The 24290-nt window shown below is 34.1% G+C and carries 25 protein-coding genes and 1 pseudogene; 11 read left to right on the top strand and 15 right to left on the bottom strand.

Annotated features, from left to right (window positions below):
- Positions 1–2 precede the first annotated feature (2 nt).
- Positions 3–476, bottom strand: a complete 474-nt coding sequence (locus CQA66_RS01915; RefSeq protein WP_104763634.1) for a hypothetical protein — start codon at positions 474–476, stop codon at positions 3–5.
- A 146-nt stretch (positions 477–622) separates the two neighbouring features.
- On the opposite strand from CQA66_RS01915, the gene CQA66_RS01910 reads away from it, so the two are divergent.
- Positions 623–1738, top strand: a complete 1116-nt coding sequence (locus CQA66_RS01910) for a GDP-L-fucose synthase family protein (protein ID WP_104763633.1) — start codon at positions 623–625, stop codon at positions 1736–1738.
- A gap of 169 nt (positions 1739–1907) precedes the next feature.
- Here the strand turns inward: CQA66_RS01910 and CQA66_RS01905 are convergent, their stop codons facing one another.
- Complete coding sequence (locus tag CQA66_RS01905) at positions 1908–2234, bottom strand: hypothetical protein (protein ID WP_104763632.1); 327 nt, start codon at positions 2232–2234, stop codon at positions 1908–1910.
- Between the two features lie 252 nt (positions 2235–2486).
- On the opposite strand from CQA66_RS01905, the gene luxS reads away from it, so the two are divergent.
- From luxS to CQA66_RS01890, 3 genes are read left to right on the top strand one after another with little or no spacing between them, the layout of a single operon-like run.
- The gene (gene luxS / locus CQA66_RS01900; protein WP_104763631.1) at positions 2487–2987 is read left to right on the top strand and encodes an S-ribosylhomocysteine lyase; all 501 of its coding nucleotides are present in this window, start codon (positions 2487–2489) and stop codon (positions 2985–2987) included.
- Positions 2988–3043: 56 nt separating this feature from the next.
- A complete protein-coding gene (locus CQA66_RS01895) occupies positions 3044–3352 on the top strand; it encodes a hypothetical protein (RefSeq protein ID WP_115582530.1) in 309 nt (102 codons plus the stop codon).
- On the top strand, positions 3349–3924 hold the full coding sequence (locus CQA66_RS01890) for an FkbM family methyltransferase (protein ID WP_115582529.1): 576 nt from the start codon (positions 3349–3351) through the stop codon (positions 3922–3924). Before CQA66_RS01895 ends, CQA66_RS01890 begins: the two co-directional genes overlap by 4 nt.
- 207 nt (positions 3925–4131) lie before the next feature.
- Here CQA66_RS01890 and CQA66_RS01885 read toward each other — a convergent pair whose 3' ends face one another.
- The 5 genes from CQA66_RS01885 to CQA66_RS01865 form a co-directional block, all read right to left on the bottom strand.
- Positions 4132–5310, bottom strand: a complete 1179-nt coding sequence (locus CQA66_RS01885; RefSeq protein ID WP_158657009.1) for a glycerate kinase — start codon at positions 5308–5310, stop codon at positions 4132–4134.
- Positions 5311–5326: 16 nt separating this feature from the next.
- Positions 5327–6679 carry a tetratricopeptide repeat protein gene (locus tag CQA66_RS01880; protein ID WP_104763048.1) on the bottom strand — a complete coding sequence of 451 codons (1353 nt, stop codon included), beginning with the start codon at positions 6677–6679 and terminating at the stop codon, positions 5327–5329.
- Positions 6680–6712: 33 nt separating this feature from the next.
- Positions 6713–7171 (bottom strand): YkgJ family cysteine cluster protein, encoded by a 459-nt coding sequence (locus CQA66_RS01875; RefSeq protein WP_233707734.1) that lies wholly within the window; start codon positions 7169–7171, stop codon positions 6713–6715.
- A gap of 50 nt (positions 7172–7221) precedes the next feature.
- Entirely contained in the window at positions 7222–8274 is a 1053-nt protein-coding gene (yejB, locus tag CQA66_RS01870) for a microcin C ABC transporter permease YejB (RefSeq protein WP_104763047.1), read from the bottom strand.
- 77 nt (positions 8275–8351) lie between these two features.
- The gene (locus tag CQA66_RS01865) at positions 8352–8972 is read right to left on the bottom strand and encodes a hypothetical protein (RefSeq protein WP_104763046.1); all 621 of its coding nucleotides are present in this window, start codon (positions 8970–8972) and stop codon (positions 8352–8354) included.
- Positions 8973–9119: 147 nt separating this feature from the next.
- On the opposite strand from CQA66_RS01865, the gene CQA66_RS01860 reads away from it, so the two are divergent.
- A complete protein-coding gene (locus CQA66_RS01860; RefSeq protein WP_104763045.1) occupies positions 9120–9971 on the top strand; it encodes a 3'-5' exonuclease in 852 nt (283 codons plus the stop codon).
- Between the two features lie 186 nt (positions 9972–10157).
- Here the strand turns inward: CQA66_RS01860 and CQA66_RS01855 are convergent, their stop codons facing one another.
- The 3 genes from CQA66_RS01855 to CQA66_RS01845 form a co-directional block, all read right to left on the bottom strand.
- Positions 10158–11966 (bottom strand): sodium:solute symporter family transporter, encoded by a 1809-nt coding sequence (locus CQA66_RS01855; protein ID WP_104763044.1) that lies wholly within the window; start codon positions 11964–11966, stop codon positions 10158–10160.
- A gap of 86 nt (positions 11967–12052) precedes the next feature.
- Positions 12053–13426, bottom strand: a complete 1374-nt coding sequence (locus CQA66_RS01850) for a sodium-dependent transporter (RefSeq protein ID WP_104763043.1) — start codon at positions 13424–13426, stop codon at positions 12053–12055.
- A gap of 237 nt (positions 13427–13663) precedes the next feature.
- The gene (locus tag CQA66_RS01845) at positions 13664–14992 is read right to left on the bottom strand and encodes a homoserine dehydrogenase (protein ID WP_104763042.1); all 1329 of its coding nucleotides are present in this window, start codon (positions 14990–14992) and stop codon (positions 13664–13666) included.
- 194 nt (positions 14993–15186) lie between these two features.
- Here CQA66_RS01845 and CQA66_RS01840 point away from each other — a divergent pair, with 194 nt between their 5' ends.
- The 3 genes from CQA66_RS01840 (at position 15187) to CQA66_RS01830 (ending at position 18190) form a co-directional block, all read left to right on the top strand.
- Entirely contained in the window at positions 15187–15870 is a 684-nt protein-coding gene (locus tag CQA66_RS01840) for a response regulator transcription factor (protein WP_104763041.1), read from the top strand.
- Positions 15871–16041: 171 nt separating this feature from the next.
- Positions 16042–16818, top strand: coding sequence for a sensor histidine kinase (locus CQA66_RS01835; protein WP_104763040.1), 777 nt, complete (start codon positions 16042–16044; stop codon positions 16816–16818).
- A 190-nt stretch (positions 16819–17008) separates the two neighbouring features.
- Positions 17009–18190, top strand: coding sequence for a cation:proton antiporter (locus CQA66_RS01830; RefSeq protein ID WP_104763039.1), 1182 nt, complete (start codon positions 17009–17011; stop codon positions 18188–18190).
- Between the two features lie 10 nt (positions 18191–18200).
- Here the strand turns inward: CQA66_RS01830 and CQA66_RS01825 are convergent, their stop codons facing one another.
- Entirely contained in the window at positions 18201–18953 is a 753-nt protein-coding gene (locus CQA66_RS01825) for a hypothetical protein (protein ID WP_104763038.1), read from the bottom strand.
- Positions 18954–19092: 139 nt separating this feature from the next.
- Between CQA66_RS01825 and CQA66_RS01820 the strand changes: the two genes are divergently transcribed.
- Both CQA66_RS01820 and CQA66_RS01815 read left to right on the top strand, forming a co-directional pair.
- Entirely contained in the window at positions 19093–20337 is a 1245-nt protein-coding gene (locus CQA66_RS01820; RefSeq protein WP_104763037.1) for a hypothetical protein, read from the top strand.
- A gap of 18 nt (positions 20338–20355) precedes the next feature.
- Positions 20356–21069 (top strand): lysophospholipid acyltransferase family protein, encoded by a 714-nt coding sequence (locus CQA66_RS01815; RefSeq protein WP_104763036.1) that lies wholly within the window; start codon positions 20356–20358, stop codon positions 21067–21069.
- A gap of 55 nt (positions 21070–21124) precedes the next feature.
- On the opposite strand, the gene CQA66_RS01810 is transcribed toward CQA66_RS01815, so the two are convergent.
- Positions 21125–21364, bottom strand: coding sequence for a DUF2443 family protein (locus CQA66_RS01810; protein WP_104763035.1), 240 nt, complete (start codon positions 21362–21364; stop codon positions 21125–21127).
- A gap of 117 nt (positions 21365–21481) precedes the next feature.
- Here CQA66_RS01810 and serB point away from each other — a divergent pair, with 117 nt between their 5' ends.
- On the top strand, positions 21482–22126 hold the full coding sequence (gene serB, locus CQA66_RS01805; protein WP_104763034.1) for a phosphoserine phosphatase SerB: 645 nt from the start codon (positions 21482–21484) through the stop codon (positions 22124–22126).
- Between the two features lie 8 nt (positions 22127–22134).
- Here the strand turns inward: serB and cmoA are convergent, their stop codons facing one another.
- The 3 genes and pseudogenes from cmoA to exbB form a co-directional block, all read right to left on the bottom strand.
- Positions 22135–23184, bottom strand: coding sequence for a carboxy-S-adenosyl-L-methionine synthase CmoA (cmoA, locus tag CQA66_RS01800; RefSeq protein WP_324843338.1), 1050 nt, complete (start codon positions 23182–23184; stop codon positions 22135–22137).
- 25 nt (positions 23185–23209) lie between these two features.
- Complete coding sequence (locus tag CQA66_RS01795; protein WP_104763033.1) at positions 23210–23590, bottom strand: ExbD/TolR family protein; 381 nt, start codon at positions 23588–23590, stop codon at positions 23210–23212.
- 245 nt (positions 23591–23835) lie between these two features.
- Positions 23836–24276: pseudogene (gene exbB, locus CQA66_RS01790) on the bottom strand (TonB-system energizer ExbB); the annotation flags it as partial.
- Between the last annotated feature and the right edge of the window lie 14 nt (positions 24277–24290).

The following is a 24290-nucleotide window of genomic DNA, read 5'->3' as shown; positions in this document are numbered from 1 at the left end:
TATTATTCTTTCACAATAAAGTAGTTATAGGCTAACGCTAGCGCGCAATCAATTATGAGATAGTATGCAAAAAGAGAAGAAAGACGTAGAGCAGGAATACCAAATAAGACATTGCATAATATTGTACCTGCATAATAGATGAGATAGATAGCCGCTGTGTAAAGAATCATAAACAAGAAATTATTACTAAAGAGAGCTTCGAGGCGTTTGGCTATAAAAAAGTATGTAATACAAAATACAATAGGCATAATACCGAAAGTTAAAGATTTATGCAGCTCATAAAATGTTAAACACAAGAATACCAATAAGGATACAAAGAGCTGCTCGTCATTGGAATGTTTATGGAAAATAACAAAGAGAATACCTAACAATGGCGGTAAAAACTGATAAATATCACTCATACTACTATAAATTATGTAGAATCCAACGAATAATATATGAATAATAAGAGATGTGGTTCGCGCTTGTTTGTACATTTATTCCCTCGTCTTTAGTGTATTATACAATACTTATAGAAAACGAGGAGTTCGGCTTCGCTTAAAACCACGTGGCAATGGAAATATCATTCAAGCCATATATTTTACATATCATATCATTACATTTATATTACAAAGGCATATTTATGACATCACAAATAAAACAGCGACATTCTAATCTCCAAAAAGATTCTAAGATTTTTGTGGCTGGGCACAAAGGATTGGTAGGGAATGCGATTGTTAAATCATTACATGAGCAAGGATTCCAAAATATTCTTACGCACACAAAAGATGAATTAGATTTGAGTAATTTAGTCTGTGTAGAGAATTTTTTTGCATTACACCAACCAGAGTTCGTCTTTTTGGCGGCTGCTAAAGTTGGTGGCATTCTTGCAAATACTACTTATCGTGCGGATTTTATTTATCAGAATCTAGCCATTCAAAATAATGTTATTTTTAGTGCATATAAGTATCAAGTAAAAAAGCTTATATTTTTAGGAAGTTCTTGTATTTATCCTAAAGAGACTAGGCAACCTATCAAAGAAGATTATCTTTTGACAAGTCCGTTAGAATACACTAATGAACCGTATGCTATCGCAAAAATTGCAGGCATGAAAATGTGTGAAAGCTTTAATTTACAGTATGGAACAAACTTTCTTTGTCTGATGCCTACTAATCTTTACGGTAGCAATGACAATTTCAATCTTTTTCATTCGCATGTGATTCCAGCACTTATACGAAAAATGCACTTGGCAAAACTTTTATCGCAAGGCAATACACAAGCGGCTTTGCAAGATGTGCGACGAGACTGCGCGCAAACTGCTAAAGAAGCGCAAAATATCCTTGATACATTGTTAATTAGCGACAAAGCTGTAGGAGTATGGGGAAGTGGTAAGCCTCGAAGAGAATTTCTACATAGTAGTGATATGGCTAATGCGAGTATCCATATTATGCAGCATGTGGATTTTGCTGATATTTTATCTCTTAAAAAGCTTAATGTGGCAGATTCAGAGATAAGAAATACGCATATTAATGTGGGCTATGGCAGTGATGTGAGTATCCAAGAACTTGCAGAATTAATCAAACGTATTGTGGGATTTGAAGGAGAGATTTTGTATGATTCAAGCAAGCCCGATGGTACCATGCAGAAACTTATGGATTCAAGTATGCTTGAAAGCTTGGGATTTATACCGCAAGTTTCCCTTGAAGATGGTTTAAAACAGATGTATGAGGATTATTGTAGAAGATTCCCTATTTGTTAAGAGATTTACTTGATTTATTGTTAAAGTTTATGAGAGGATTATAAGAATAGCCTTTTTATCGAACTTTTTGAGAGATTTTGAGGCTATTCAGAATTTGTAGCGCATTAACTGAATGCTACAATATGAAAATGCAAACAACCTCCAACAATCCTAAAGAAAGATTATTCTCTCATTTTGTTTTGAATGTCGCTGCTCTACCAGTGATTCTGATAATATCTTTACCTAGTGTCTTTTTAATCACTTCATAACGTGGCAGCAGGATTGTATCGCATTTATGCTCTTTGATGGCTTGATTGAGTAGTAATGCCTCTATGTTAGGATTGTTAGAGTAGGGCATTTCCGAACTGATTATATTGCCGATAATAAAGTCATTGCTATTAAATTGCATAACATATTGCACATTCTTTTCCATTTTTGTAGCAGCTATTTTAGAGCATCCACTAAATACAGAAGCCAATGCGATAGAAGTAGATAATGTAAAAAACCAAAATTTCATAATTTCTCCTATTAGAGTGAATTTAAGTACTTGCTATGCAAATACCTAATTAATCAAAATTCTAAAAAAAAAAAAAAACTAACAATTTATGTTTCATTTGCATATTTTTGTTTTTATAGATTGTAGTTGTTACTTAAAGTAGCATATTTGTCGGATTTGCGTGTGTTATTCCTTAGATAAATGGCATAGGATTGTGGTTATAAATTCGATATAATATATTTTAATTTTCTATATAAATAAAGAGGAGTTGTTATGCCACTACTTGATAGTTTTAAGGTTGATCACACTATTATGCCTGCGCCAGCAGTGCGGCTTGCAAAGATTATGCAAACACCATGCGGGGATAAGATTAGCGTCTATGATTTACGCTTTTGCAGACCCAATATTGAGATTTTAGATGAGGAAGGAATCCATACAATGGAACATCTTTTTGCTGGGTTTATGCGTGAACATCTTAATGATTCGAGGACGGAAATTATTGATATTTCACCTATGGGTTGTCGTACGGGGTTTTATATGAGTGTGATCGGGAATCCTTGTGAATATCAAGTAAAAAATGCTTGGGAAGCGAGTATGCGTGATATTTTACGCTTGACAAGCAAAGAGCAGATTCCAGAACTCAATATTTACCAATGTGGCACTGCTGCTATGCACTCTCTTGATAAAGCACAAAAAATTGCGCAAGATATGTTAGATAAAGGTATAGGCATTATGGACACGCAGAAATTATTGCTCAAAGAGTTTCAGTCTTAAAAGCCTTAATTATAAAGAAGTTATTGAAATTTTGATTGTATGATTAAGGAGAAGTAATGGGCAATATATTTAAAAAATTGCGTGATTCTATGCCTGCTAGACGCAAACATATTCGTGAATTAAGAGATTCATTAGCAAGGGTAGAATCTAAGTTAGCTTGCGTTGTAAATGAAATCTGCGATAATAATGGATTAGGTAGGCTTGAACTCATGCTTGCGAATGCGCATGTTCCTGTGCAACATCGTCATATTTTTTACAGAATGTTTTCTGCCACTAGAGGCAATGTTAATATTGACAGTGTAAGTAATTTGATTAATGACGGGGGGGGGGGGGCAAGCCTAGTACTTCGTATTCCACAGGTATGAAGAATATTCATACAACAAGTGAAAATACCGACAATAATTTACCAATTTGTATTGATTGCGGCACACACGCGGGGCTAATTACTGATATTATCTTGTTTTGTGGTGGAATTTCCTACGCTTTTGAACCAAACATTTACCTTTATAATATTTTAAAATCCAAATACAATGATAATCCGCATGTTATTCTCAATCAAGCTGCTGTCTCTAATCGCTATTATACAACTGAATTTTTGATGGATTGCGGCGGGATTTTATCACAGGGGAATCGCATTGTAGAAAGTGTTGATTCTACTCAAAAGACCTTTTGCGTGCAAGTGGTAGATTTAAGCGAGATTATTGAGCAACAAATTTTGCCAAAGTATCAGAGAATCTATTTTCTTAAACTAGATGTTGAGGGTGCGGAATTTGAAATTATAGAATCTCTATTGCAAAAGCAGCTTTACAAACATATTGATTTCATTGCTTGCGAAACTCATGAAAGATTTTTTATGGATAGTGATTCTAAAATAAAAAAATTAAGAGATTCTATTAAGCAATGTGGAGCAAACAATATTTTTCTTGATTGGATATAGACTGCAAAGAGTATATATTTAAGTTATATTTAAGCTATAAAGGCATTTTGTATCCTTGCTGTATGGTTTAATGGAGAAATTAAACGTTGCTATTTTTACCCCTTGGTTCGTTGATGTTTGATTACGCATAATATAGGCTATTTGTGGAGAAATTATAGAATCTTGTTTGTATCACATAAATTCATTATTTGATAGAATCATTGGAAGTTACTGATTCTGCAATAGCAAGATTCCGCCAAGTTGCTGACCGAAATTTTTCAAAAGCTCTTCGCCATTTTCCATAGCTTCTTGCAATGACATAGGAGCATTAACAATAGAAAACATCGCTTGCAAATGATGCTTGTGCAATTCTAAATAACCCTTTCCAAGTGTCCCAGCTACGCCAATGACATTTGTGCCTAGTTCAAAGGCTTTTTGTGCTATTCCAATAGGAGCTTTTCCAAAGCTGCTTTGTTTATCAAGGCAACCCTCCCCTGTGATAACTAAATCCGCATTTTGTATTATTTCATCTGCCCTAATTAGCTCTAAGACACGTTTGGCGCCATTTTGTATCGTTGTTGAGCAAAAGGAGGAAAGTCCAAAAACTATCCCCCCAGCTGCACCACTTTTAGGAATATGACGTAACTTTTTTCCTGTGTGTGCTTCAATCACATCTGCAAAATAAGTGAGTTGTGATTCTAAGAATTCTAAATCCCCTTGAAGTATTCCCTTTTGCGTTCCATAGATATAGGTTGCGCCATTGCTTCCTAGCAAGGTATTTTCTACATCGCATAGAATCTCTATTTGCAAATCGTTAGGTTTTATCACGCCAGAAATTTTTTTAATGCTATTGAAGTCTTTTGGGCTTATGCTTTGTGCGAGTATTCTCCCTTGATTATCATAAAATTCTATACCAAGTGCTTGCAAGCATCCCGCACCGCCATCATTTGTGGCACTACCTCCTACGCCCAAAATGATTTTTTTTGCTCCCTTTGTGTATGCATCTAACATCATTTCGCCCAATCCATAGCTTGAAGCATGGATTGCACGTCTTTTATGCGGAGGAGTGAGTGTTAGCCCTGTGCTTTGAGCCATTTCTAAAATTGCCTCATCGTTATGGAGGAGGTATTGTGCTTGAATTTTTTCTCCATAAGGTCCTGTAACAAGAACTTCTTGCAATGTGTGAGGATTGTCTCTATTTTGTGAGTAAAATGCACTAATCAATGCAGTAAGTAAGCCATCACCACCATCGCTTATAGGCAAAATAGTGCAATGAAGGGGGGTATTTTGTTTTATAAAGGCATGTTGCAATCCTTTATGCAATGCCTTACAGGCTTGTAGTGAATCTAGCGAACCTTTAAACGAGTCGAGTGCAATCACTATGTTATAAGGAGATTTGGTAGGCATATCATTCTCCATTTTGTTATTTGCATTGAAAAATTATTTCTCTATGCTTTTGGAGTTCTTCTATATTTTGTATTTGAGTTTCCGTAATGAGATTGAAAGTTTCGCGTGCCTTTTGACAATCTCCACTTTTATAGAATCCCCAAGCAAGACTATCTAAATATTCGCTTGAATCTGGTTCAATGGATACAGCAAGGCTTACATATTGCATTCCCGTGTGTAAATCAATATCATAATCAATCAAGAGATAACCTAAGAAGTTGTAAAAAAATGCGTCTTCTTTATTTGGTTTTTGATTATTGCCCGCCAGCTTTTTATTGCGATAGGTAATTACTTCTTTGAGAGATTTGATAATAGGAGTCAATGTGTGTTGGTTTTTAGATTCTAAGGTTTCATATTGATAGACGGCACTTAAGCCTAAGAAACTCTTTATCTTGGTATCTTCATATAATTCTTTTGCAATAATAAAGGCTTCTTGAAATTGATTGTTAGCCGAATATACTTGCATAAGCATTTCTTTGGCATCTTGTCCTAAAATCATTTGATTTTTCTGTAAAAATAGAATGGCTTCTTGGTATTTTTGGAATTGCACTAGGAAACTAACAAGCAATCTAGCGTTGTCTATATTTTGGGAATTTATGAATCTTTTCGTTAGGCTATCTTGCAATGCATCGATTTGATTTATCTTTGTATACAGAGCGATGAAATTTTGTAGGTTTGTAAGAGATTCGTTGCCTGCAATAAAATTGTTGAGATAGTGTAATGCCTTTTGTATTTCTTGTTTGTTAAAATAAATAGTAACAATTTGGTAGAGTACTTCTTGTTTTATTTTGCTCCCGCTACTCATAGCATCGTTATAAACTATTAGAAAATGTTGTAATGCCTTATCAAATTGCTGTTCTTGTAAATATAAATTACCTAAAATATAATGAAATTGAATATTGGGGTTTGTTGTGATGATTTTTTCTAGCAATATAGCAGCCAGATTGTATTCTCCTTTGCGTATGTGTCCTTCAGCAATGATAGCATTAATGTCAACATCATCTGTGTCATGACTTTGGGCTTGGTATTGCATTGCAAGATGTAGAGCATTCTCAAAGTTTCCTGCTTCATTTTGTATTAAAGCCATTTGTTTTAGGAAATGTAAATCTTTTGTTTCTGCAAAAAGCTCTGCATAGATTTTTTTCGCTTCTACATATTGACCATTTATCCATAAATCTGCCGCTTTAATCATCGCGCTATCTTGCGCTATTTTATTATTGGTTGTTGTTTGCGCGCATATAGTTTGATTGCTTAGTGCAAGGAATATAATTAATAGGCAGGTTGCTGGTAGCCAAGAGGAGTTATTTGTGGAAAGGTTATTTGTGTACATAAGAATCCTTTAAGGGTTTGTGCGAGAATCCTTTCATAGAATAACGCCAATACATCTTTTGACGAGTTCTTGTTGGTTTTCTTTTTTGTTGCTGTGATGTTCCTTATACATATTCCAAAATGGAAAGCTTTGACATTGTTTGGGACGTACAGGATAGATATTGCATTGCATTGAATCCTCATTAAAAAATATACAGCTCATTCCCATTTTTGTATCTTTGCATGCCTTTTCTATTAAAGAAAAACGGTAGCCTATTTTTTTGATATATTGTAGGCACATATCTTCAAAAGGAATATTCAAGAATTGTGCTATTGCCATCATTTCGTCAATACTTAGGAATATATAACCACTTTCACCATAACAGCACTTACCGCCACATTCTAAACATTTGTTAGGATTGAAAGTAAAATTAAATCCATCTTTCTGTATGTGTGATAAATACATCGATGACTGTGAGTTGTGATTGTCTTGTGTTAAAGTTTTTTTATTCATTATCTTCTCTGGACAGCTAAGGGAGTGGCTGATATTGTAGTGAAACTTTATTAATATGCTTTATCAAATGTAATTCGAGGGTCAATTATCATATATAGTATATCGCTGATAATGTTGACAATTAGCCCTATTAATGTAAAAATAAAAAGCGTACCAAATATTACAGGATAATCACGCGAAATAATACTATCGTACCCCAATAAACCTAAACCGTCCAGACTAAAAACGATTTCTATTAAAAGATTGGAGCTAAAAAACATACCAATAAATGTTGCAGGGAAAAGAGAGACTAAAAGCAAACAGGCATTGCGAAAAACATGCCCATAGAGAATAGACGCATTGCTTGCGCCTTTTGCCATAGCAAGCACAACATAAGTTTTGCTAATTTCGTCTAAGAATGAGTTTTTCACCAACAACGTAAGGCTAGCAAATCCACCTATACAGATACACACTAATGGTAAAATAAGATGTTGTAAGTAATCTAAAATCTTATCAGCAAAAGATAATTCTTCAAAGTTTTCACTAACTAGCCCTTTCATCGGTAGAATGTCCCAAAAACTGCCACCACAAAATAGCATAATTAATAAAATAGCAAAGAGAAAAGAGGGGATAGCATAGCCTATCGCTAATAATGAACTTGTAAATGTATCAAAGCTTGTTCCGTCCTTACAAGCCTTTGCAATGCCTAGCGGAATGCTAATAAGATAAATAATAATTGTACTAAAAACACCAAGAGAAATGGAAGTGGGCATTTTTTCTTTGATAATGTCAATGACTTTTGCCTCACGATAAAAGCTTGTGCCGAAATCCAGTTTGACAAAATTCTCTACCACAAGCCAAAATCTTTGCATAAGAGGTTTATCGAATCCGTATTCTTTACGTAGTTGTTCTATAAGTTCAGAATCTAGTCCGCGTGAACCTTGATAACTAGCAAGATGAACGCTACCAATATTGCTTTCATTCCCTGTTGTATTGCTAAACTTTGCGCTTATTTGTTCTATGGGTCCGCCTGGGGCAAGTTGAATGATAAAAAAATTAATCGCAATGATACCAAATAACGTTGGGATAATCAGTAGAAGTCGTTTGCAAATGTAGAATAGCACAGTGAATATCCTTAGTAATGTTTAGGCTAGGTAATATTACTTTTATTGTTATTGAGTAATAGAAAAACAGAATAATTTTAATTATCTTGAGATTGTTGTTTAGTAATGATTGTTGAAATCCCAGCCTTAACGCTATCTCCTTCTTTTATAGAGGGCTGTAAATTTTTCCCATTGAGGGTTATACGGATTTTTCCTATATTGAGGAATCCGATTTTATCTAAAAACAACGCTTTATCACCATTTGTATGGAGAGTGCAAAATTTAAAACAACGTGGAAAAAGATACATTGTAAGATAGCAATAGTCCTGTTCGAGTAGAATAGTCGCCTCTAGTTTATCGTTTGCACTAAGTTTGGTTGCAGTAGGGTTGTTAGTGATAAAGTAGAATCCATTTGTATGTGATAGAGTAATATCATTTAAATCACTAGGAGCATAGACTCGTGCATTCCATTTTGTTGCTATGTCTATTGTTATAGAATCTTTTTCTTGTTTGAGTTGTGTAACCTTTCCATTAATTGGTGAAATAATACCCTGCGGGTTGGTAGGAATGATGATCTTAGAACTACAAAGCAATAACCAAAAAAGCAAAACCAACAGACTTATGCTAGCTAGTATGTACCAACCAAAGTAGGAAAAAACTAAAGTTATAATGATTAATAGTAACGTTCCTTGTTTGCTTTCAGGCTCAATGACACGCATAGGAATCCCCAGATTTAGAATCTAAAATTTATTTAATGAAGTCAATTATAGCAAAATTATCTTTTGATTTTTAGGTGTTTTGATCTTGAGGATTTATGGAAATTCTTAATCTTGCTGTATAATCATTCAATTTATTTGGAATATACAATGAAAACTTGTGATTATATTCAACACTTTGAATCTTTAGCACATATCCCCTTGCCTTTGGAGCAGTTTTGCAATCTGATACATGGATATTTTCCAGAGTATCGTGAATTATCTTATGAATGTTTTTTTGAGATTCTTCTTGCCTTACACGCGCCGCTTACACGAGAAATTTTTAGACAGGATTCTACGGATTTAGAATATGTTGGCTTGAACACTAAGAGTGTTGATTTAAGTAAGGGAAGATTTTGTTTTGTAGATATTGAAACGACTTCCGCCAATATTGAGCATGGGCAGGTTATTGAGATAGGTGCTATTATTGCACAAGATGGGAAGATTTGTGATATATTTGAGACTTTGATACATAGTCCTTTTGTACCAGATGAAATTACGCAATTAACAGGTATAAATGCACAAATGTTAGAAAATGCTACAAATATTGATAAGGCTCTTAGAGATTTTCGAGCTTTTTTATCTGACTGTGTTTTTGTAGCACATAATGTTACTTTTGATTATTATTTTCTTTCAGATAGTATGTTGTATTATAGTATTCCACCTCTTTTTAATCCAAGATTATGTACCGTCGAACTTAGCCGCAGAGTTATTCCATCAAAAAAACATGCTCTATCTTATCTCAATACGGCATTAGGGATTAATACATTAATTAGCCATAGGGCACTAGCCGATGCTTTTACTGCAATGCAAGTTTATAATATTTGCATGTTGAGTCTTCCAAATCATGTCGCAACCGTGCAAGATCTGATTGATTTTTCTAAGGGTAGAATCGATTATTCTACTCGCGCTACTAGTAAAAGAAATCTCCATAAAAGCACGACTAAATATTTTTTAGAATAAACTATCAGAGATAGGGTTGTTGCTAGATTGATTCTGTTATAACAAGATAAACTTTCTTTCTTGATTACAGAATCGAAAGAAAACATGAAAATTACGAATGAAATGTATTCAGAAGTTTTCCTACAAATATTACTTTCCCACAAACATTACATTGTCAAGTTAGATATTAAAGATATTGAATAAAGATTAGATATTACCTTCATGTATTTCTTTTATCATTTTATCAAATGCTTCTTTTGTTCCTTGTCGTACGGGTTGTAAGAGGCTCACAAGGATAATAGCAATGCTTGCACACAGGAATCCCGGAATGATTTCATAAATTGGGAAATATTTATAAAAAAAGTTATTATGCAAAACAACCACCACTGCTCCTGTTACCATACCAGCAACTGCTCCCATGCGAGTCATACGTCTCCAAAAGAGTGAAAAAAGAATAACGCTTCCAAAAGATGCGCCAAAGCCAGCCCAAGCATAAGCAACAATGCTAAGAATGCTAGAATCTTTATTGGTGGAAATAAAAAATGCTACAAACGACACGATCAAGACACTTGCACGACTAAAAAACATAACTTGCTTAGGAGTAGCATCACTTTTGAGTATTTTTTTATAAAAATCCTCAGCTACCGTGGAGGCTGAAACAAGCAATTGACTACTTGCCGTACTCATAATTGCTGCAAGTAGAGCAGAAAGCAATATGCCTGTAACCCAAGGATTAAAGAGTGTTTGGGACATTACAATAAAGATTTTTTCTGGATCGTTAAATGAGAGGTTGAACTTTGTTACATAAGCTAAACCAAGCATACCTACAAAGCATGCTCCGCATAAGCTTATAATCATCCACGACATGCCAATTACAGTGGCTTTCGGAATATCTTTAGTGGAGCGAATAGACATAAAGCGCACAATAATATGTGGTTGTCCAAAATAGCCAAATCCCCAAGCTACTGCGGAGAGAATACTAAGGAGAGTAACGCCATGAAAAAATGAGAAATGCTCTTTTTCTATCAATGCCTTTGTGATTGTAGAATCTATATTGGTAAAGAAAGCCTGTATATCTTTGTGTAACTGTTGTGATGTTTTTTCTGTTTTTAGTGAGTTATGCAAAGATTCTGCTTGAACCGCAAGATTCTTAAAGCTTTCTTGTGTTTCAGGAATACTTATTTCGCTAAACGTTTTAAGAGATTCTATTAGCATAGGTAAATTTATTAATAGATTTTCTTTGTTGTGTCTACTTTCTTCTAAAATTGTCTTGAAATCTGTATCAAGGTATTGCTGTGTTTTTGCCACTTGTTCATTATGTGTTGTATCGCTTTGATGAATGAGCTGATTTGCCTCATGCAATCCCCCAATATGTGAAAGCATCACAATAGGAACAACAATGAGTGCTAGCATCATTAAGATTCCCTGCAGTAAATCAGTCCAACATACTGCAAGATATCCGCCAAAAAATGTATATACTACAATAATTCCTGCTCCAATCATTAACGAGATTTGATAATCAATAGCAAAGGTTTGCTCAAAGAGCTTTGCCCCTGCAATAAGACCCGAAGAGATATAAAAGACAAAGAAGATAAGAATGACAATAGCCGAAATCAAACGTAAAATATGCGTATCATCGGAGAATCTTGTTTCGAAATAGTCTGGAATCGTGATGGAATTATCCACTACTTCGGTATAGATTCTTAGCCTTTTAGCTACAAGTATCCAATTGATAAACATGCCAACGCTTAATCCAATAGCAATCCAAGCATTTAATAATCCTGCTATATATAAAGCACCTGGTAAGCCCATAAGTAGCCAGCTACTCATATCTGACGCGCCTGCACTTAACGCACTCACGGTTGGCCCCATATCTCTGCCGCCAAGGAAGAATTGTTCTGGGTCTTTTGTTTTTCTCCAAAAATAAAAACCAATTCCTATCATAATTAGGGCGTATAGTCCAAACGTTGCGAATATAGGAAAGCTTAAGGTTTGTACCTCTAATGTATTTGTCATGACATCTCCTCGATGGATGCTAGAAATTAAATTATAAAATCAAACAAGTTAGAATATTAGGATTAGAATCTCCGTGTGTTTACAAATTATTTGATAAATTTTTCATAAAAACTACTTATAAAGATAACTAGAATGATAAAAGGAATAATATATTTTACATAGTAAAACCATATATCAATTATCTTAGCATATTTTTCACTTCCATTAAGAATTTCTTTTTTTGCTTCGTCTTTAAGTATCCAACCTACGAATAATGCACAACCTAGTGAAGTAAAAATAAAAAATATAGTAGCACTAATATCATCAAAAGCGTCAAAAATACTTTTCCCTAATATGTGGATATCGCTCCAGACATTATCGCCTAGGATTGATGGGATATTACCAAGTAGAAATGTAACGCCAAGCACAATGAAAACCGCTAAATTTTTCTTCATACCAAATTTTTCTTCCAATACCACAATTAAAACTTGAAAATTAGGCAACGAAGTTGTAAAAGCAGCAAGCATAAGTAGACAGAAAAAGGCAACCATAAAGAATGTCCCTCCGTGCATTTTAGAGAAAACGATAGGCAAACTTTCAAAGACTAAACTAGGTCCAGCATTGGGACTTACGCCAAAAGTAAATAATGAAGGGAAAATCATAAATCCAGCCACGACTGCAATCAACGTGTTTACAATGCCTGTGATAACAGAAGTTTTAATCAGTTGTTCTTCTTTATGTAAGTGCGAAGAAAGGGTAATCATAACCCCAAATCCTAAAGATAAAGCAAAGAAAACCTGCCCTAACACTGCAACAAAGAGTTGTGGAGTAATTTTAGTAAAATCAGGGGTGAGGTAATAAGTAATTCCTTCCATCGCGCCAGAAAGTGTAACATTACGTATTACCATGCCAATCATAATTAAAAATAATAAAGGCATAAGAATTTTCGCGACTCTTTCGATACCGTTAATAACGCCTCTTGTTAGCACGATATAATTTGCCACTACGAAAATAAACGTAGCGATACTAATTGCTAGAGGAGCATTAACTACATTGTTGCTATAAAATTCTTTTGTAACGTTTGCACTTAGTTCATGGGATAGAGAAAGATTCCCAAAGGTGGTATGGTAGATGTAATTTAAGACCCAGCCACCAATAACCATATAATACGACATGATTCCGAACGCACCAATTAAACCTGTTATTCCTACGATTTTCCAAAGAGGTGAAATAGGTTTGCCGTTAGCAATGCCACTAAAGCAATCATAAGAGTTTTTATGCATTCTTCTACCAATAGCATTTTCAACGAGAATCATAGGTATTCCAACAACAATCATTGCAATACAAAAAACAATTACATACGCACCCCCACCATTTTGTCCAACGAGATAGGGGAAGCGCCATGTTGCGCCAAATCCGATAGTTGCTCCAGCAACAGTGAGAATGTAAGCAATTTGAGAGCTCCAAACTGGTCTTTGCATTGATATGTCCTTAATGTGTCAATAAAATACTTATATCATGAAAGGATTTTGTAAATATTTGTGAGATTGATGGAAATGAATAATATCAAATCAAGGAAAATTACTAATAGTAACATTTATATAAGATTCGCTAAATTTTTAGGAAAAATAAATGACATTTTGTGAATTTTGTGGCTCTCAATAATTGAGTACCCGAATCATAGGATTGCAGATTTTCATAGATTAATACAGAGTTGATTATAGGTTATCGATGCGAATCATAAAGGGTGATTCTATAATGTCTTGCAACGTTGCGAGTTCGTTTAATGCTTGCTGTATTTGTGATTCTGTACAAATATGGGTTGCGAGTAAAAGATAGGCATATTGCGAATCTAAGTTTTTTGGATTTTTTTGGATAAGAGATTGAATTGAGATGTTATGTGTAGCAAAAACATGCGCAATATTTGATAAAACGCCTAGCTTATCGCAGACTTTCAGCCGTATATAATAACAACAAGAAATCTCTTCTCTCCGTATAAGCTTAATACTTTGGTTCGTATTGTGGTGTTCGCACATAGCATAGCCTAGCATTGGTTTATTAGGCGAAGTGGATTGCGTGGGGATATTGCTGTCAGATAAAACTTTGTTTCGCGCAATTTCAATAATATCACTTACTACCGAGCTAGCCGTTTCATTTCCTCCAGCCCCAGCTCCGTAATAGAGCATTTCGCCGACTTTATCGCCAATCACGCTAATTGCATTCATCACGCCGCTTACTTTTGCAAGCATACAGCTTTTTGGTATCATACATAAATGCACTCTTAGCTCTAATTGATTCTGTATTTTTTTGGCTATTCCAAGCAATTTAATTTCATATTCGCTTTCTTTTGCAAAATTAATGTCTTCTAACGTTAATCCTTCAATGCCCTCTACAATAATGTCGTCTATTTTTGTATTAATACCGTAAGCAAGCGAGGCTAGAATCAAAAGTTTATGCGCGCTATCACTGCCATTAATGTCAAGAGAAGGATTTGCCTCTGCATAACCTAATTCTTGAGCTTGTTTTAGAGCAGATTCGAAATTTGTCGCTTTTTCGCTCATTTGGGTAAGAATATAGTTACTTGTGCCATTCATGATACCGCGAATACTTAGAATGTGATTGGCACATAGTCCATCGCGTAAGATTCTAATAATAGGAATACCACCGCATACGCTTGCTTCGAATCCAATAGGAATGCCATTGCTTTTTAATTCTAAATCATGTCGATGATAAGCTAACATAGCTTTATTCGCAGTTACAAAGGCTTTATTGTGTTGCAGTGCTTGGAGCGCAATAGAGTAGGGTAATTCAATGCCTCCCATAAGCTCTACGATAATTTCTATATCTTTGTCTTGGAGTGCTTCATTTATATCTGTGCTTAAGGGAATGGAGAGATTTTTATTGTCTATGTTACGTGCTATGGCAATTTTTGGAATAATTTGCGCGCCAGCTCTCGCGGTAATAATATCTTGATTGTTTTGCAATGTTTCTATGACGGCTTTTCCAACCGTACCTACACCCAAAATAGCGATAAAGATTTTTTTCACTTTGAAACCTTAGAAAGAAATTTGAAGAATTATACTTAAAGTTTCATAGCTTATTTTCAGAATCTATATATTTCTCTTAAAATTCTTATTAAACTTTTTGATATTCAAAATTTATTGTAGTTTTATAACTTTATGCTTTAATACTTGGTTATAATATAATAAATAAATTTTATGAAAACAGGGGGTTACATATAATGGGTGAAGTGATTTTATGTATAGATGATGAAGAGAATTTACTGGATTTATTGGAGCTTAATCTTAGTGCTGCATTGAGTAAAAGGGGCTTTGAAGTTATTGGTTGCTTGAATACCGCTACGGCTTGGCGTTTTATTCAAAAAGAACGTGTAGCACTCATTCTTTTAGATAAGAATCTCATTACTGAAGATGGTTTACATTTTGCAAAAAGCCTCAAGGATTCTGGTTATGATATACCACTTATTTTTCTTAGTGCTCTTACGTTGTCTACCGATAAAGTTTCTGCGCTATATTATGCCGATGATTATATTGTTAAACCTTTTGATTTTGAGGAGGTTATAGCTCGTATTCTTGCGGTGTTACGTCGTTACAATAAAAATATTTTTCAAAAAGTTATTAAATATAAAGAAATCACACTCAACACTTCCACTAAAGAACTTTGCGTTGACAACTTAGAAATTATTCTAAGTCCGCTTGAGACGCGCATTATGTCTTGTTTTATGCAAAATGGAGGGCAGATTCTGACTAGAAGCTTTCTGCTTAATGCTGCATGGGGAGATGAGAAAGACTATCATGAAAATAGCGTTAATGTAGCTATCAAAAGATTGCGTAAAAAAATAGAAAGAGAAACCAGTGATATTAAGATTAGGTCTATTCGAGGAGAAGGATATAAATTATGTTAGTCCTTTGTATTTGTTTTTTCATTGGAAGTATTATTCTTTTTATGTATGAATATATGGAACTAGCTATTGCGTTAAATTGCTTGGGATTTATTTGCGCTGTTATCTTTCCTATCGGGAGATTGTTCAATTTTAATGTTACTAATCGATTTGGGAAAATAGCTTTTCCGTCATGTGTTTTTCGATTTAAAAAATTTTTGTTTACCGCAATATCAAAAAAAAAAAAAACACCCTTCTACTTTTTTAATACGCAATTCTGACAATCAGCAACGTTCTGACGATGAAGATATCAAAAAGATTCAATTACTCTCTACCATATCGCATGAAATAAAAAATCCTCTAGCTATTATTCGGGCTAGCGTGGAGACTTTACAAAAGCTAGATACAAAAATCGCACCTAGCATGCAGCAGGATTTGTTACACAGAGTGTTGTTTTATACTAAAAAAATCACTACTCTTTTGGATAAACTAAACCTGACTGATAGGTTCACTCATAATTCAATAATAGTTACTATGCAGAGATTTGATGTTTTTGTGTTTTGTAAAGAGGTTATTGCTGATGTAAGAACACATGTTTTGCAAATTGATTATCAAGAGAAGCAAATCATATTGCGAGGCATACATAGAGAAATCATTGCAGATAGAATCTTGTTAGAACAAATGCTTAGTAACCTTATATTCAACGCTTTAAAGTACGCAAATTATAAAGTAACAGTCTCTATTACGGAAGAGTATATAGAAGTGCTTGATGACGGTTATGGAATGGATGATGAAGAAATACCAATGATTACTCAAAAGTTTTATCAAGGCAAGAATGCGGTATGCAATAAACACTCGCTAGGACTTGGATTATTTATTGTGCAGCAAATTGCCAAGATTCACAGCACGAAAGTTCAATTCTTTAGCAAACGTAATAATGAAGAAGGGCTGTGTGTGCAGTTTTTTATATGATGCACTATCGTTTTGTTGATGAATGTGCGAAGCAACAATCAATCAAGATTACTTTACATTTATGGATTCTAAATAATAGAATCTTTTGTTTAAAGATAGATGATTCTTGTAGGAATGAGCAATTTTATGCACAGTGAAGTCGGATTATTTTCTGCTACAATGAATGATTTATGATTCACTAGGAAAAATTATGTACAGTTCAGAGCTTGTTTCATTTAGTGTTCTTGCGTTATTGATTGTTGTTGCACCTTATGTTAGCCGTTTTACTCGCGTGCCTGTAGCTGTTATCGAAATTATACTTGGCGCATTAGCTTGTTACTTTGGGTTATTTAAAGATTCAATGGTTCTCAATACTGTTTCGCATGTGAGTTTCCTTTATTTAATGTTGTTAGCTGGTATGGAAGTTGATTTACGTGGTTTTAGTAAATTGGGTAAGGTTTTTTACAAGAAAGCTGCGTTGTATTTTATCATTCTCTATGCTTCTGCTGGAATCATTGTATTTGTTTTTCAGTTGAAATGGATTTATATTGCCATCTTTCCTGTTATGAGTTTAGGCATGATTGTAACTCTCTTGAAAGATTACGGCAAGAATCACGAATGGCTTAATGTAACATTAAAAATTGGTATTGTTGGTGAATTAATCAGTATTGCTGCTCTTATTATGGTGCAGAATGGCTATTCGCAAGAGCATGCTCATTCCTCTTGGGGATTCTATAAGTCATTTGTTTTACTTGGAATCTTCGTTGTAGTTTTTATTTTACTTTTTCGTATTGGAAAAATCATTTTTTGGTGGAAACCTACTATTAAATTGTGGTTCATGCCAACTAACGATAACTATAATCAAGACATTAGATTTAGTTTCATGCTTTTTTTTGTATTAATTGGAATCACGACCTTTATGGACATAGAAGATGTTTTGGGCGCATTTTTAGCGGGTATGGTTGTAGCTACTTTTTTTGCTTATAAACATGATATGGTGCATAAGCTCAACGATATAGGTTTTGGTTTTTTTGTACCCCTCTTTTTTATTCATGTTGGTTCTACGTTGAATCTCAATGCAATTTTGCATGATTATCGTATTGTTCTTTATGGAATTTCCATTGCTTTTGCCATGTTATTACTTCGTTTGATCGCTGCCTATTTGGCTTTTGGTTCTTATTTTAAAAGTATAAAAAATACTACACTTTTTGCGTTAAGTGGTTGTATTCCGCTAACATTTTTAGTTGCAATAGCAAAAATAGGATTGGGTTTTGGTGCAATTGGGGATTCGGAGTACTATTCTCTTGTTATTGCTGCGGCATTTGAGGTGATATTTTTTACGATTTTTATCAAAATTATTTTTTATTCATCGCATAATCAAAAGATGGCTTAGTCAGTGTGATTTATCGCCTGTTTTTATTATGTGCAGTTTTGGCATTATTCAGGTTGATTTGCAGAGTGTGTATGTCCGATCCTAAACGAACCTTTATTAATAAAACACCAGATTGCATTCTGTCGTAGGGGATAGCGATAAAACCGCCTTTTGTATCGCTTTGTGTAAGGGTATTTTTACGCAAATAGTTAGCAATAAGAATCTGCTTTGCCTTTCTTTGTAATTGGGCATTTTGTGCCGCTTGTATATTTACTCTTGCGAAAGAATAATCATAGAATCTATATCCAAAGCCCCTAGAAAAATATAACGGAAAAGGAGAGAAATATGACACAGAAGAAAAGAAAGGATCAGTTATTTGTATATTGTCTATTTCAATGTCTTTACCATAGGCATAGAGTGCATCACTAAGGTTAAGATTATATTTAGGTAATTCTTGGAATCTCAAGACATGAAGAGACGTGTTATTATTTTGCACCGTGATATTATTAGTGTCAAATGTGAGCTGTTCATTAGTAAGATTCTGCCCGGTGATATATATCAGTAGCGGTTCGTTATCTATTCCTCCAATTTGCTGTTGAGCAATCTCAAATTGCATTTTGCTTGTTGTGTGGTTGCTTTGGATAATTGCTATCCCATTGTTATAGCTCACAATATTTTGTGGGTTAACGTTTAATGTTGTACAACCGTTGAATATTGTCAAACAGAGAATAAATAGAAAATAATAAATGAGCTTTATTTTGTGTATTTTATGGAGATTTGGCATAGTAAAACCTCTAGTGAATTTTTGATTTATAGTAGTGTATTGATTTTAACAATATGCTATAATTTGCCAATTTTCTAAGCAAGCTTATAATTCATGTTTTATTCTCTAACTATACATACTAATTATCAAAGGAATGCTGATGCATAATTCCTACGCAAACTCTGTTTTGCGGTTTTTTAAGCTAGTCATGTTGTTATGTTTTGCTATATGTTTTGTGTCTGTAACTTATGCACAAGAGGACTTATCAGCGGTCATTAATAATATGGATATTGAAGAAGAGCAACAAAACAATGGAAGAGCGATTCAGCAAGATTTAACTCCAAATATACCATCAAAGATTCTAAGGCTTGAGATTCTTAGCGATGTTGATTCTTTTACAAACGGGACATTTTATGTTGGGCAATATATTAATGTTTCTTATCGAGTCATGTTATTTGATGACGCGAGAATTGTTTATACGGAGTTTAATCCCCCACTAGAGCAGCTAAATACCACGAATCAACAAGAGCCAGCAAATAATCCGAGTGTAGCCCTTATAAAAGATACGGGTTGGGAAAAAGAAGGTGAATACTGGAATATCAGTTATACATTTAAGATTCTAAAAACCAAAGTTACAATTCCGGCTTTAGTGGTGCATGTTCAAAATAACAATATCCAAGACTCCATGCAAACGCTCCCTATTTTATTTCAGGCGCAAAGTCTTTCAAGCAATCCTCTTTTTAGCAACGTTATAGCAAGTAGCCTTAAAGTAATCGACTATACTCTTGAAGAGTATGACAATAAAAATAATATGATTCTCATTGAGCTAGAAGGCAAAAATAGTAATTTGGAAGATTTTTCTTTACGCAATGTCAAAGAGCAAGAATTTGGACAAGGTACGAAATTTGGTAGCGATTTAGCAAGGGCTAATGTGCTTGCTTTGATACCTAAATCATTGCAATCAATAAATTTCAGTTATTTCAACATTGACAATAAAGAATTTAAAGACATTAGTATTCCCAACAATATTAATGTCATAGCCGCAGATGAACATGTAAAAGAAGACTTAAATCCTAAAAATTCATTTCTGGGCTTTATTAATCTTAGTATCATCTTTTTACTTATTATGTTTTCTTGCTTAACACTCGTGCAAAGATCGTACTTTTTTGCAGCTATTGCTCTTGTCTTGCTTGGTTTATTGATTTATAGATTCTTTTCTAATACTTACACTATTAAGACTTTTCCTAATACTAAAGTTCTTATTTTACCAACAACACATTCTACTGAATTGCTCACTATTGTTAATCCAGTCAAATTGCAGGCTATTGATAAGAAAAACGGTTTTTATAAGGTTCATATTAATTCTAAAAAAGTCGGTTGGATTAGTAAAACTCAAGTAAGATAATTTTAAAGGCATATATTGATGAATATTAATAAACTTAGAGGATATGTTGCAACGCTTTCAATTATGATCGGGCTTGCAGCTATTATTTGTTTTATGGCGATTTTTCGCAAAAATAATGGAAGAGGCGCAAGAAAATATTCTAAGCTTTTTTTTACTTTTAATCGATTTACAATGGAAAAGATAGGAGAATATGATTTAGAGGCAAAGCTCATTGTAGTAAATCACCAAAGTGCTTCAGATATTATCTGTCTTGAGGGCGATCATCCTCTTAATATTTGTTGGGTAGCAAAGAAGCAGTTAGGTGAAATTCCATTTTATGGATATTCCGTGAAGATTCCTGAAATGATACTTATTGATAGGGAGGATAAAAAAGGCATCATCCAATTATTGCGCGAAGCGAAAGAGAGAATAGCGCAAAATCGTCCTATTGTCATTTTTCCTGAAGGTACAAGAGGACCTGGAAACAGAACGTTTTTACCCTTTAAACCCGGTGCCAAGATTCTTGCTGAAAAGTTACGACTTCGGGTGCAACCTATTGTTTTTGTGAATACAAGAAAAATATATGATACTAATCCTTTTTGTAGTCAGAAGAATATAGCACGCGTGGTTTGTATGCCTGCATTTATGCCTGAAGCAGGTACCGATTGGTATGAAAAATTAGAGAAAGAGATGTTTGTAGTGTATTGTAAACATTATGACGAAATGAATCCTGAAGAATTATTGCAGCAGTGATATTGAGATAAAAGAAAAACTATTGAGTATCAAGCAATGGGTTTTTGTTGCGTGATTAATATACGAACCATTCGCGTTTTAATTTATTCAAGGTATCAATTTCCTTTTTTAAGGCAGTAACATGTTCGTCAAGTATAGTAAAGAGGCTCATGTTGAGATTTTCTGGCATGTCGGCACTCCCTCTTTTTATCATTACATATTCCTCTAATGTAAGTTTTGCCATTCTCAAAGAAATAGTGATTTCGTCTTGAATGTTTTCGATATTTTTGATAATTTCATTAATTCGTTCGAGCATATTGTTCCTTTGGTAATTGAATCTTTTCAATAAATGGCTATTCTATCATAAGAATAAGAATGCTCTTTCGTTTCTTAAGTATAATTGCGATAAAACTATTTTGAAAAAAGGAAATCTATGTTGGTGGTCTTTGATTTTGATTCAACACTTCTTGATGGGGAAAGTATTGATATATTTGCAAGGCGATATAATAAAGAATCAGAAGTTTCTTCTATTACGCATGAGGCTATGCAGGGTAAAATAGACTTTTTTCAAAGCCTTACTCAACGTGTTTCTTTATTGCGAGGTATGCCTTTAGAGACAATTTACCATAGTATTCATCATGATTTTCACCTTATGAATGGGGCTGTCGCATGCGTACAAGAATTACGAAGAAAGGGGCATACTGTTGTGTGTTTCAGCGGTGGATTTTCTCTTGTTACTGAGCATTTTAAAGATATTTTAGGGCTTCATACAACTTTTAGCAATATTTTGCATATTGTGGACGATAAGCTTACTGGACAGGTTGGTGGAGCTATGATGTTTGGAGATTCTAAAGGCGTTATGTTATTGAATTTGCAACGTATTTTGGAAGTGGATTCTAAAGAATGTGTAGTTGTTGGAGATGGCGCAAATGATTTATCGATGTTTGCACATGCAGAAACAAAAATTGCTTTTTGTGCAAAAGAGATTTTGCAAAAATCCGCAACACATTGCATAGCCAATAAAGATTTACGGGAAGTTATTGCTATTGTAGAGAATAGAGAATCTTGCAGCAGATAAGGCAATAATTAATCTTTTTTTGCTAGGAATAAGGCAAAATTTACCCATTTAAACATAATTTCAATACGATTGAATCCGGCTTGCTTTAGCATAGCAATGTTTTCTTGTGTGCTGTATGGGACAAGAATATTTTCTAATGCTTCTCGTTTTTTGTAAATTTCTTTTTGACTGTAACCTTTTTGTGCTTTGTAATTATAGTAGCAAGAAAGCATTTGAGATTCAAGCTCTTTGTCTTCCGAAATAACTTTTTCAGCAAAAATAAATATTCCTCCATTCTCTAATGATTCATAAATTTTTTTTATAAGTCGTAATCGTTGTGGTGGTCGAATAAATTGCAATGTGTAATGGGCGACAATGACGTTACATGATTGAAAGTGGTATTGCAGTAAGTCATAGCAAAAAAATTGAGCACGAGAATTTAAAGCTTGCGCTTTTAATTTAGAATGGGCAATCATAGCCTGCGAATTATCAATGCCATACAGACGTAATTTACGCCATTTAATGGCTTTCAAAGCTTCGTCAAGTTGCAAGAGAAAGTTTCCTGTTGAACTTCCCAAATCATAGATTGTGATAAGTTTTGGAAGCATTGTCAAATCAACCGTAGTTTGCGCGTGTTTAGATTCTGCATGTGAATCTCGCGTAGGAAAATATCCTAAATGTTGCTTGATGAAATAAATTGATAATTGAATTACTTCATAATAAAATGGAATTGAACGTTCAAGCATGTCGTCAAAAACACTTGCCACAGAGCTAGTGAATTCGAATTTTTGTATACACTCTTTTGCAAAAAATGTGTCTTTCTTTTTATCTTGTTGTGTGGAAATTGTGTTGGATTGCATACCCAAATCATGTTTTTCTTGATGAGTGTCTAGCGGAAATTTGTTCTGTTGTTTAGAAGACGCTGTGTTATCTTCCTTATGCGGAGAGGTTTTGTTTTTGTTGGGTTTAGGAGTGTTGGTATGATTATGGTGAAGTTTTGTTTTATTAGAGGAAAGGTTACTAGCTTTATAGTCTTGTAGTTTATTTTTTGTAGAATCTTTTGTTTTATTGTTTTGCATAATTTTCCTTTTATGTTGGGTTGTATTAGTAGTTTGATTCTACTTCGGTAAATACTTTGGTTAATCCTAGAAATTGTAATGTCGACATAACGTCTATGAATTGTTGGACGCTAGCGTCTTTGTCCGCTTTAAGAATAATATTTGTTTCGATGTCAAAGTTACGTAGATAGCTAAAGAGGCTTGCTTTATCCACAACTTGAGAATCAATGTAGATATTTCCTGCTTTATCGAGAGCGATATGGACTTGCTTAGATTCTGCACTAACAGATGGATTGTCATCGACTTTTGGAATCTGTATGGGAAGTTGAGAACTTGTTGTAAAGGATGCGCTGACTAGCACAATAACCAATAAGACCAACATAATATCAATAAACGGCACAAGATTAAGAGAGTCGATTTTTTTCATTTCCATCCTTCCATAGAGTTTGATCGTTTTTTCCTTAGTTTAGACCATTTATTTTGCTTACCTTGCATGTTTGTTATAAACTATAAAGATTCCATTCCAGCTTTTGGTTCTGTCCTTTGTATTCTCGGTGCTTTATGGATTTTTGAAGCAAAATCTTTTTCTTTTACATAGGTATAGGCGGGATTCTTTTTATCTTTTATTAGCTGATTAATTGTTGTATCTTCATTATAATCAAGTCTTGGATTATAGGTTGTTTTTTCAGATGGACTCATAAAAATATCCCAATTTGTTAAAATAACTTCAGTTTTGCGTACCAAGAGATTATAAAATACTATACTTGGAATTGCTACTATTAATCCTAAAGCGGTAGCACGTAACGCCATTGCGAGTCCGGACATAATCGTTTTCGTATCGAGGATATTGTTTTCTCCAATCGCGCTAAAAGTAAGCATGATTCCAATGACTGTCCCTAACAATCCAATATATGGCGCATTTGAGCCAATTGTTGCAACAAGAGTTAATCGTTTGTGTAAATCTAGCTCGAGTTCCCTTTTGTCTTGATAATCATTTAAGCGAATAATAGAATAGAACCATAATCTTTCTATTCCAATCGCAATGACTAATAAACTCAAGAATATAAGGAATCCAAAAATCACATAATCTATGTAAGTTGCGTAATTTGTCATTTTTTCCATTACAT

Source organism: Helicobacter aurati (assembly GCF_003364265.1).
Classification (GTDB): Bacteria; Campylobacterota; Campylobacteria; order Campylobacterales; family Helicobacteraceae; genus Helicobacter_A; species Helicobacter_A aurati.
The sequence above is the reverse complement of the archived record's forward strand: the minus strand, read 5'-3'. Positions and strand labels throughout refer to the sequence as shown.

Coding starts and splice junctions, on each gene's coding strand:
- CQA66_RS01880 (WP_104763048.1), bottom strand. CDS start 6,679: ATGTACACAAATAACCTTTCCACAAATAACTCCTCTTGGCTACCAGCA.
- CQA66_RS01850 (WP_104763043.1), bottom strand. CDS start 13,426: ATGCAAAGACCAGTTTGGAGCTCTCAAATTGCTTACATTCTCACTGTT.
- CQA66_RS01890 (WP_115582529.1), top strand. CDS start 3,349: ATGAAGAATATTCATACAACAAGTGAAAATACCGACAATAATTTACCA.
- CQA66_RS01905 (WP_104763632.1), bottom strand. CDS start 2,234: ATGAAATTTTGGTTTTTTACATTATCTACTTCTATCGCATTGGCTTCT.
- luxS (WP_104763631.1), top strand. CDS start 2,487: ATGCCACTACTTGATAGTTTTAAGGTTGATCACACTATTATGCCTGCG.
- serB (WP_104763034.1), top strand. CDS start 21,482: ATGTTGGTGGTCTTTGATTTTGATTCAACACTTCTTGATGGGGAAAGT.
- CQA66_RS01830 (WP_104763039.1), top strand. CDS start 17,009: ATGTACAGTTCAGAGCTTGTTTCATTTAGTGTTCTTGCGTTATTGATT.
- CQA66_RS01885 (WP_158657009.1), bottom strand. CDS start 5,310: ATGCCTACCAAATCTCCTTATAACATAGTGATTGCACTCGACTCGTTT.
- CQA66_RS01860 (WP_104763045.1), top strand. CDS start 9,120: ATGAAAACTTGTGATTATATTCAACACTTTGAATCTTTAGCACATATC.
- CQA66_RS01795 (WP_104763033.1), bottom strand. CDS start 23,590: ATGAAAAAAATCGACTCTCTTAATCTTGTGCCGTTTATTGATATTATG.
- CQA66_RS01875 (WP_233707734.1), bottom strand. CDS start 7,171: ATGAATAAAAAAACTTTAACACAAGACAATCACAACTCACAGTCATCG.
- CQA66_RS01825 (WP_104763038.1), bottom strand. CDS start 18,953: ATGCCAAATCTCCATAAAATACACAAAATAAAGCTCATTTATTATTTT.
- cmoA (WP_324843338.1), bottom strand. CDS start 23,184: ATGCAAAACAATAAAACAAAAGATTCTACAAAAAATAAACTACAAGAC.
- CQA66_RS01865 (WP_104763046.1), bottom strand. CDS start 8,972: ATGCGTGTCATTGAGCCTGAAAGCAAACAAGGAACGTTACTATTAATC.
- CQA66_RS01895 (WP_115582530.1), top strand. CDS start 3,044: ATGGGCAATATATTTAAAAAATTGCGTGATTCTATGCCTGCTAGACGC.
- CQA66_RS01915 (WP_104763634.1), bottom strand. CDS start 476: ATGTACAAACAAGCGCGAACCACATCTCTTATTATTCATATATTATTC.
- CQA66_RS01840 (WP_104763041.1), top strand. CDS start 15,187: ATGGGTGAAGTGATTTTATGTATAGATGATGAAGAGAATTTACTGGAT.
- CQA66_RS01815 (WP_104763036.1), top strand. CDS start 20,356: ATGAATATTAATAAACTTAGAGGATATGTTGCAACGCTTTCAATTATG.
- CQA66_RS01910 (WP_104763633.1), top strand. CDS start 623: ATGACATCACAAATAAAACAGCGACATTCTAATCTCCAAAAAGATTCT.
- CQA66_RS01820 (WP_104763037.1), top strand. CDS start 19,093: ATGCATAATTCCTACGCAAACTCTGTTTTGCGGTTTTTTAAGCTAGTC.
- CQA66_RS01810 (WP_104763035.1), bottom strand. CDS start 21,364: ATGCTCGAACGAATTAATGAAATTATCAAAAATATCGAAAACATTCAA.
- CQA66_RS01855 (WP_104763044.1), bottom strand. CDS start 11,966: ATGACAAATACATTAGAGGTACAAACCTTAAGCTTTCCTATATTCGCA.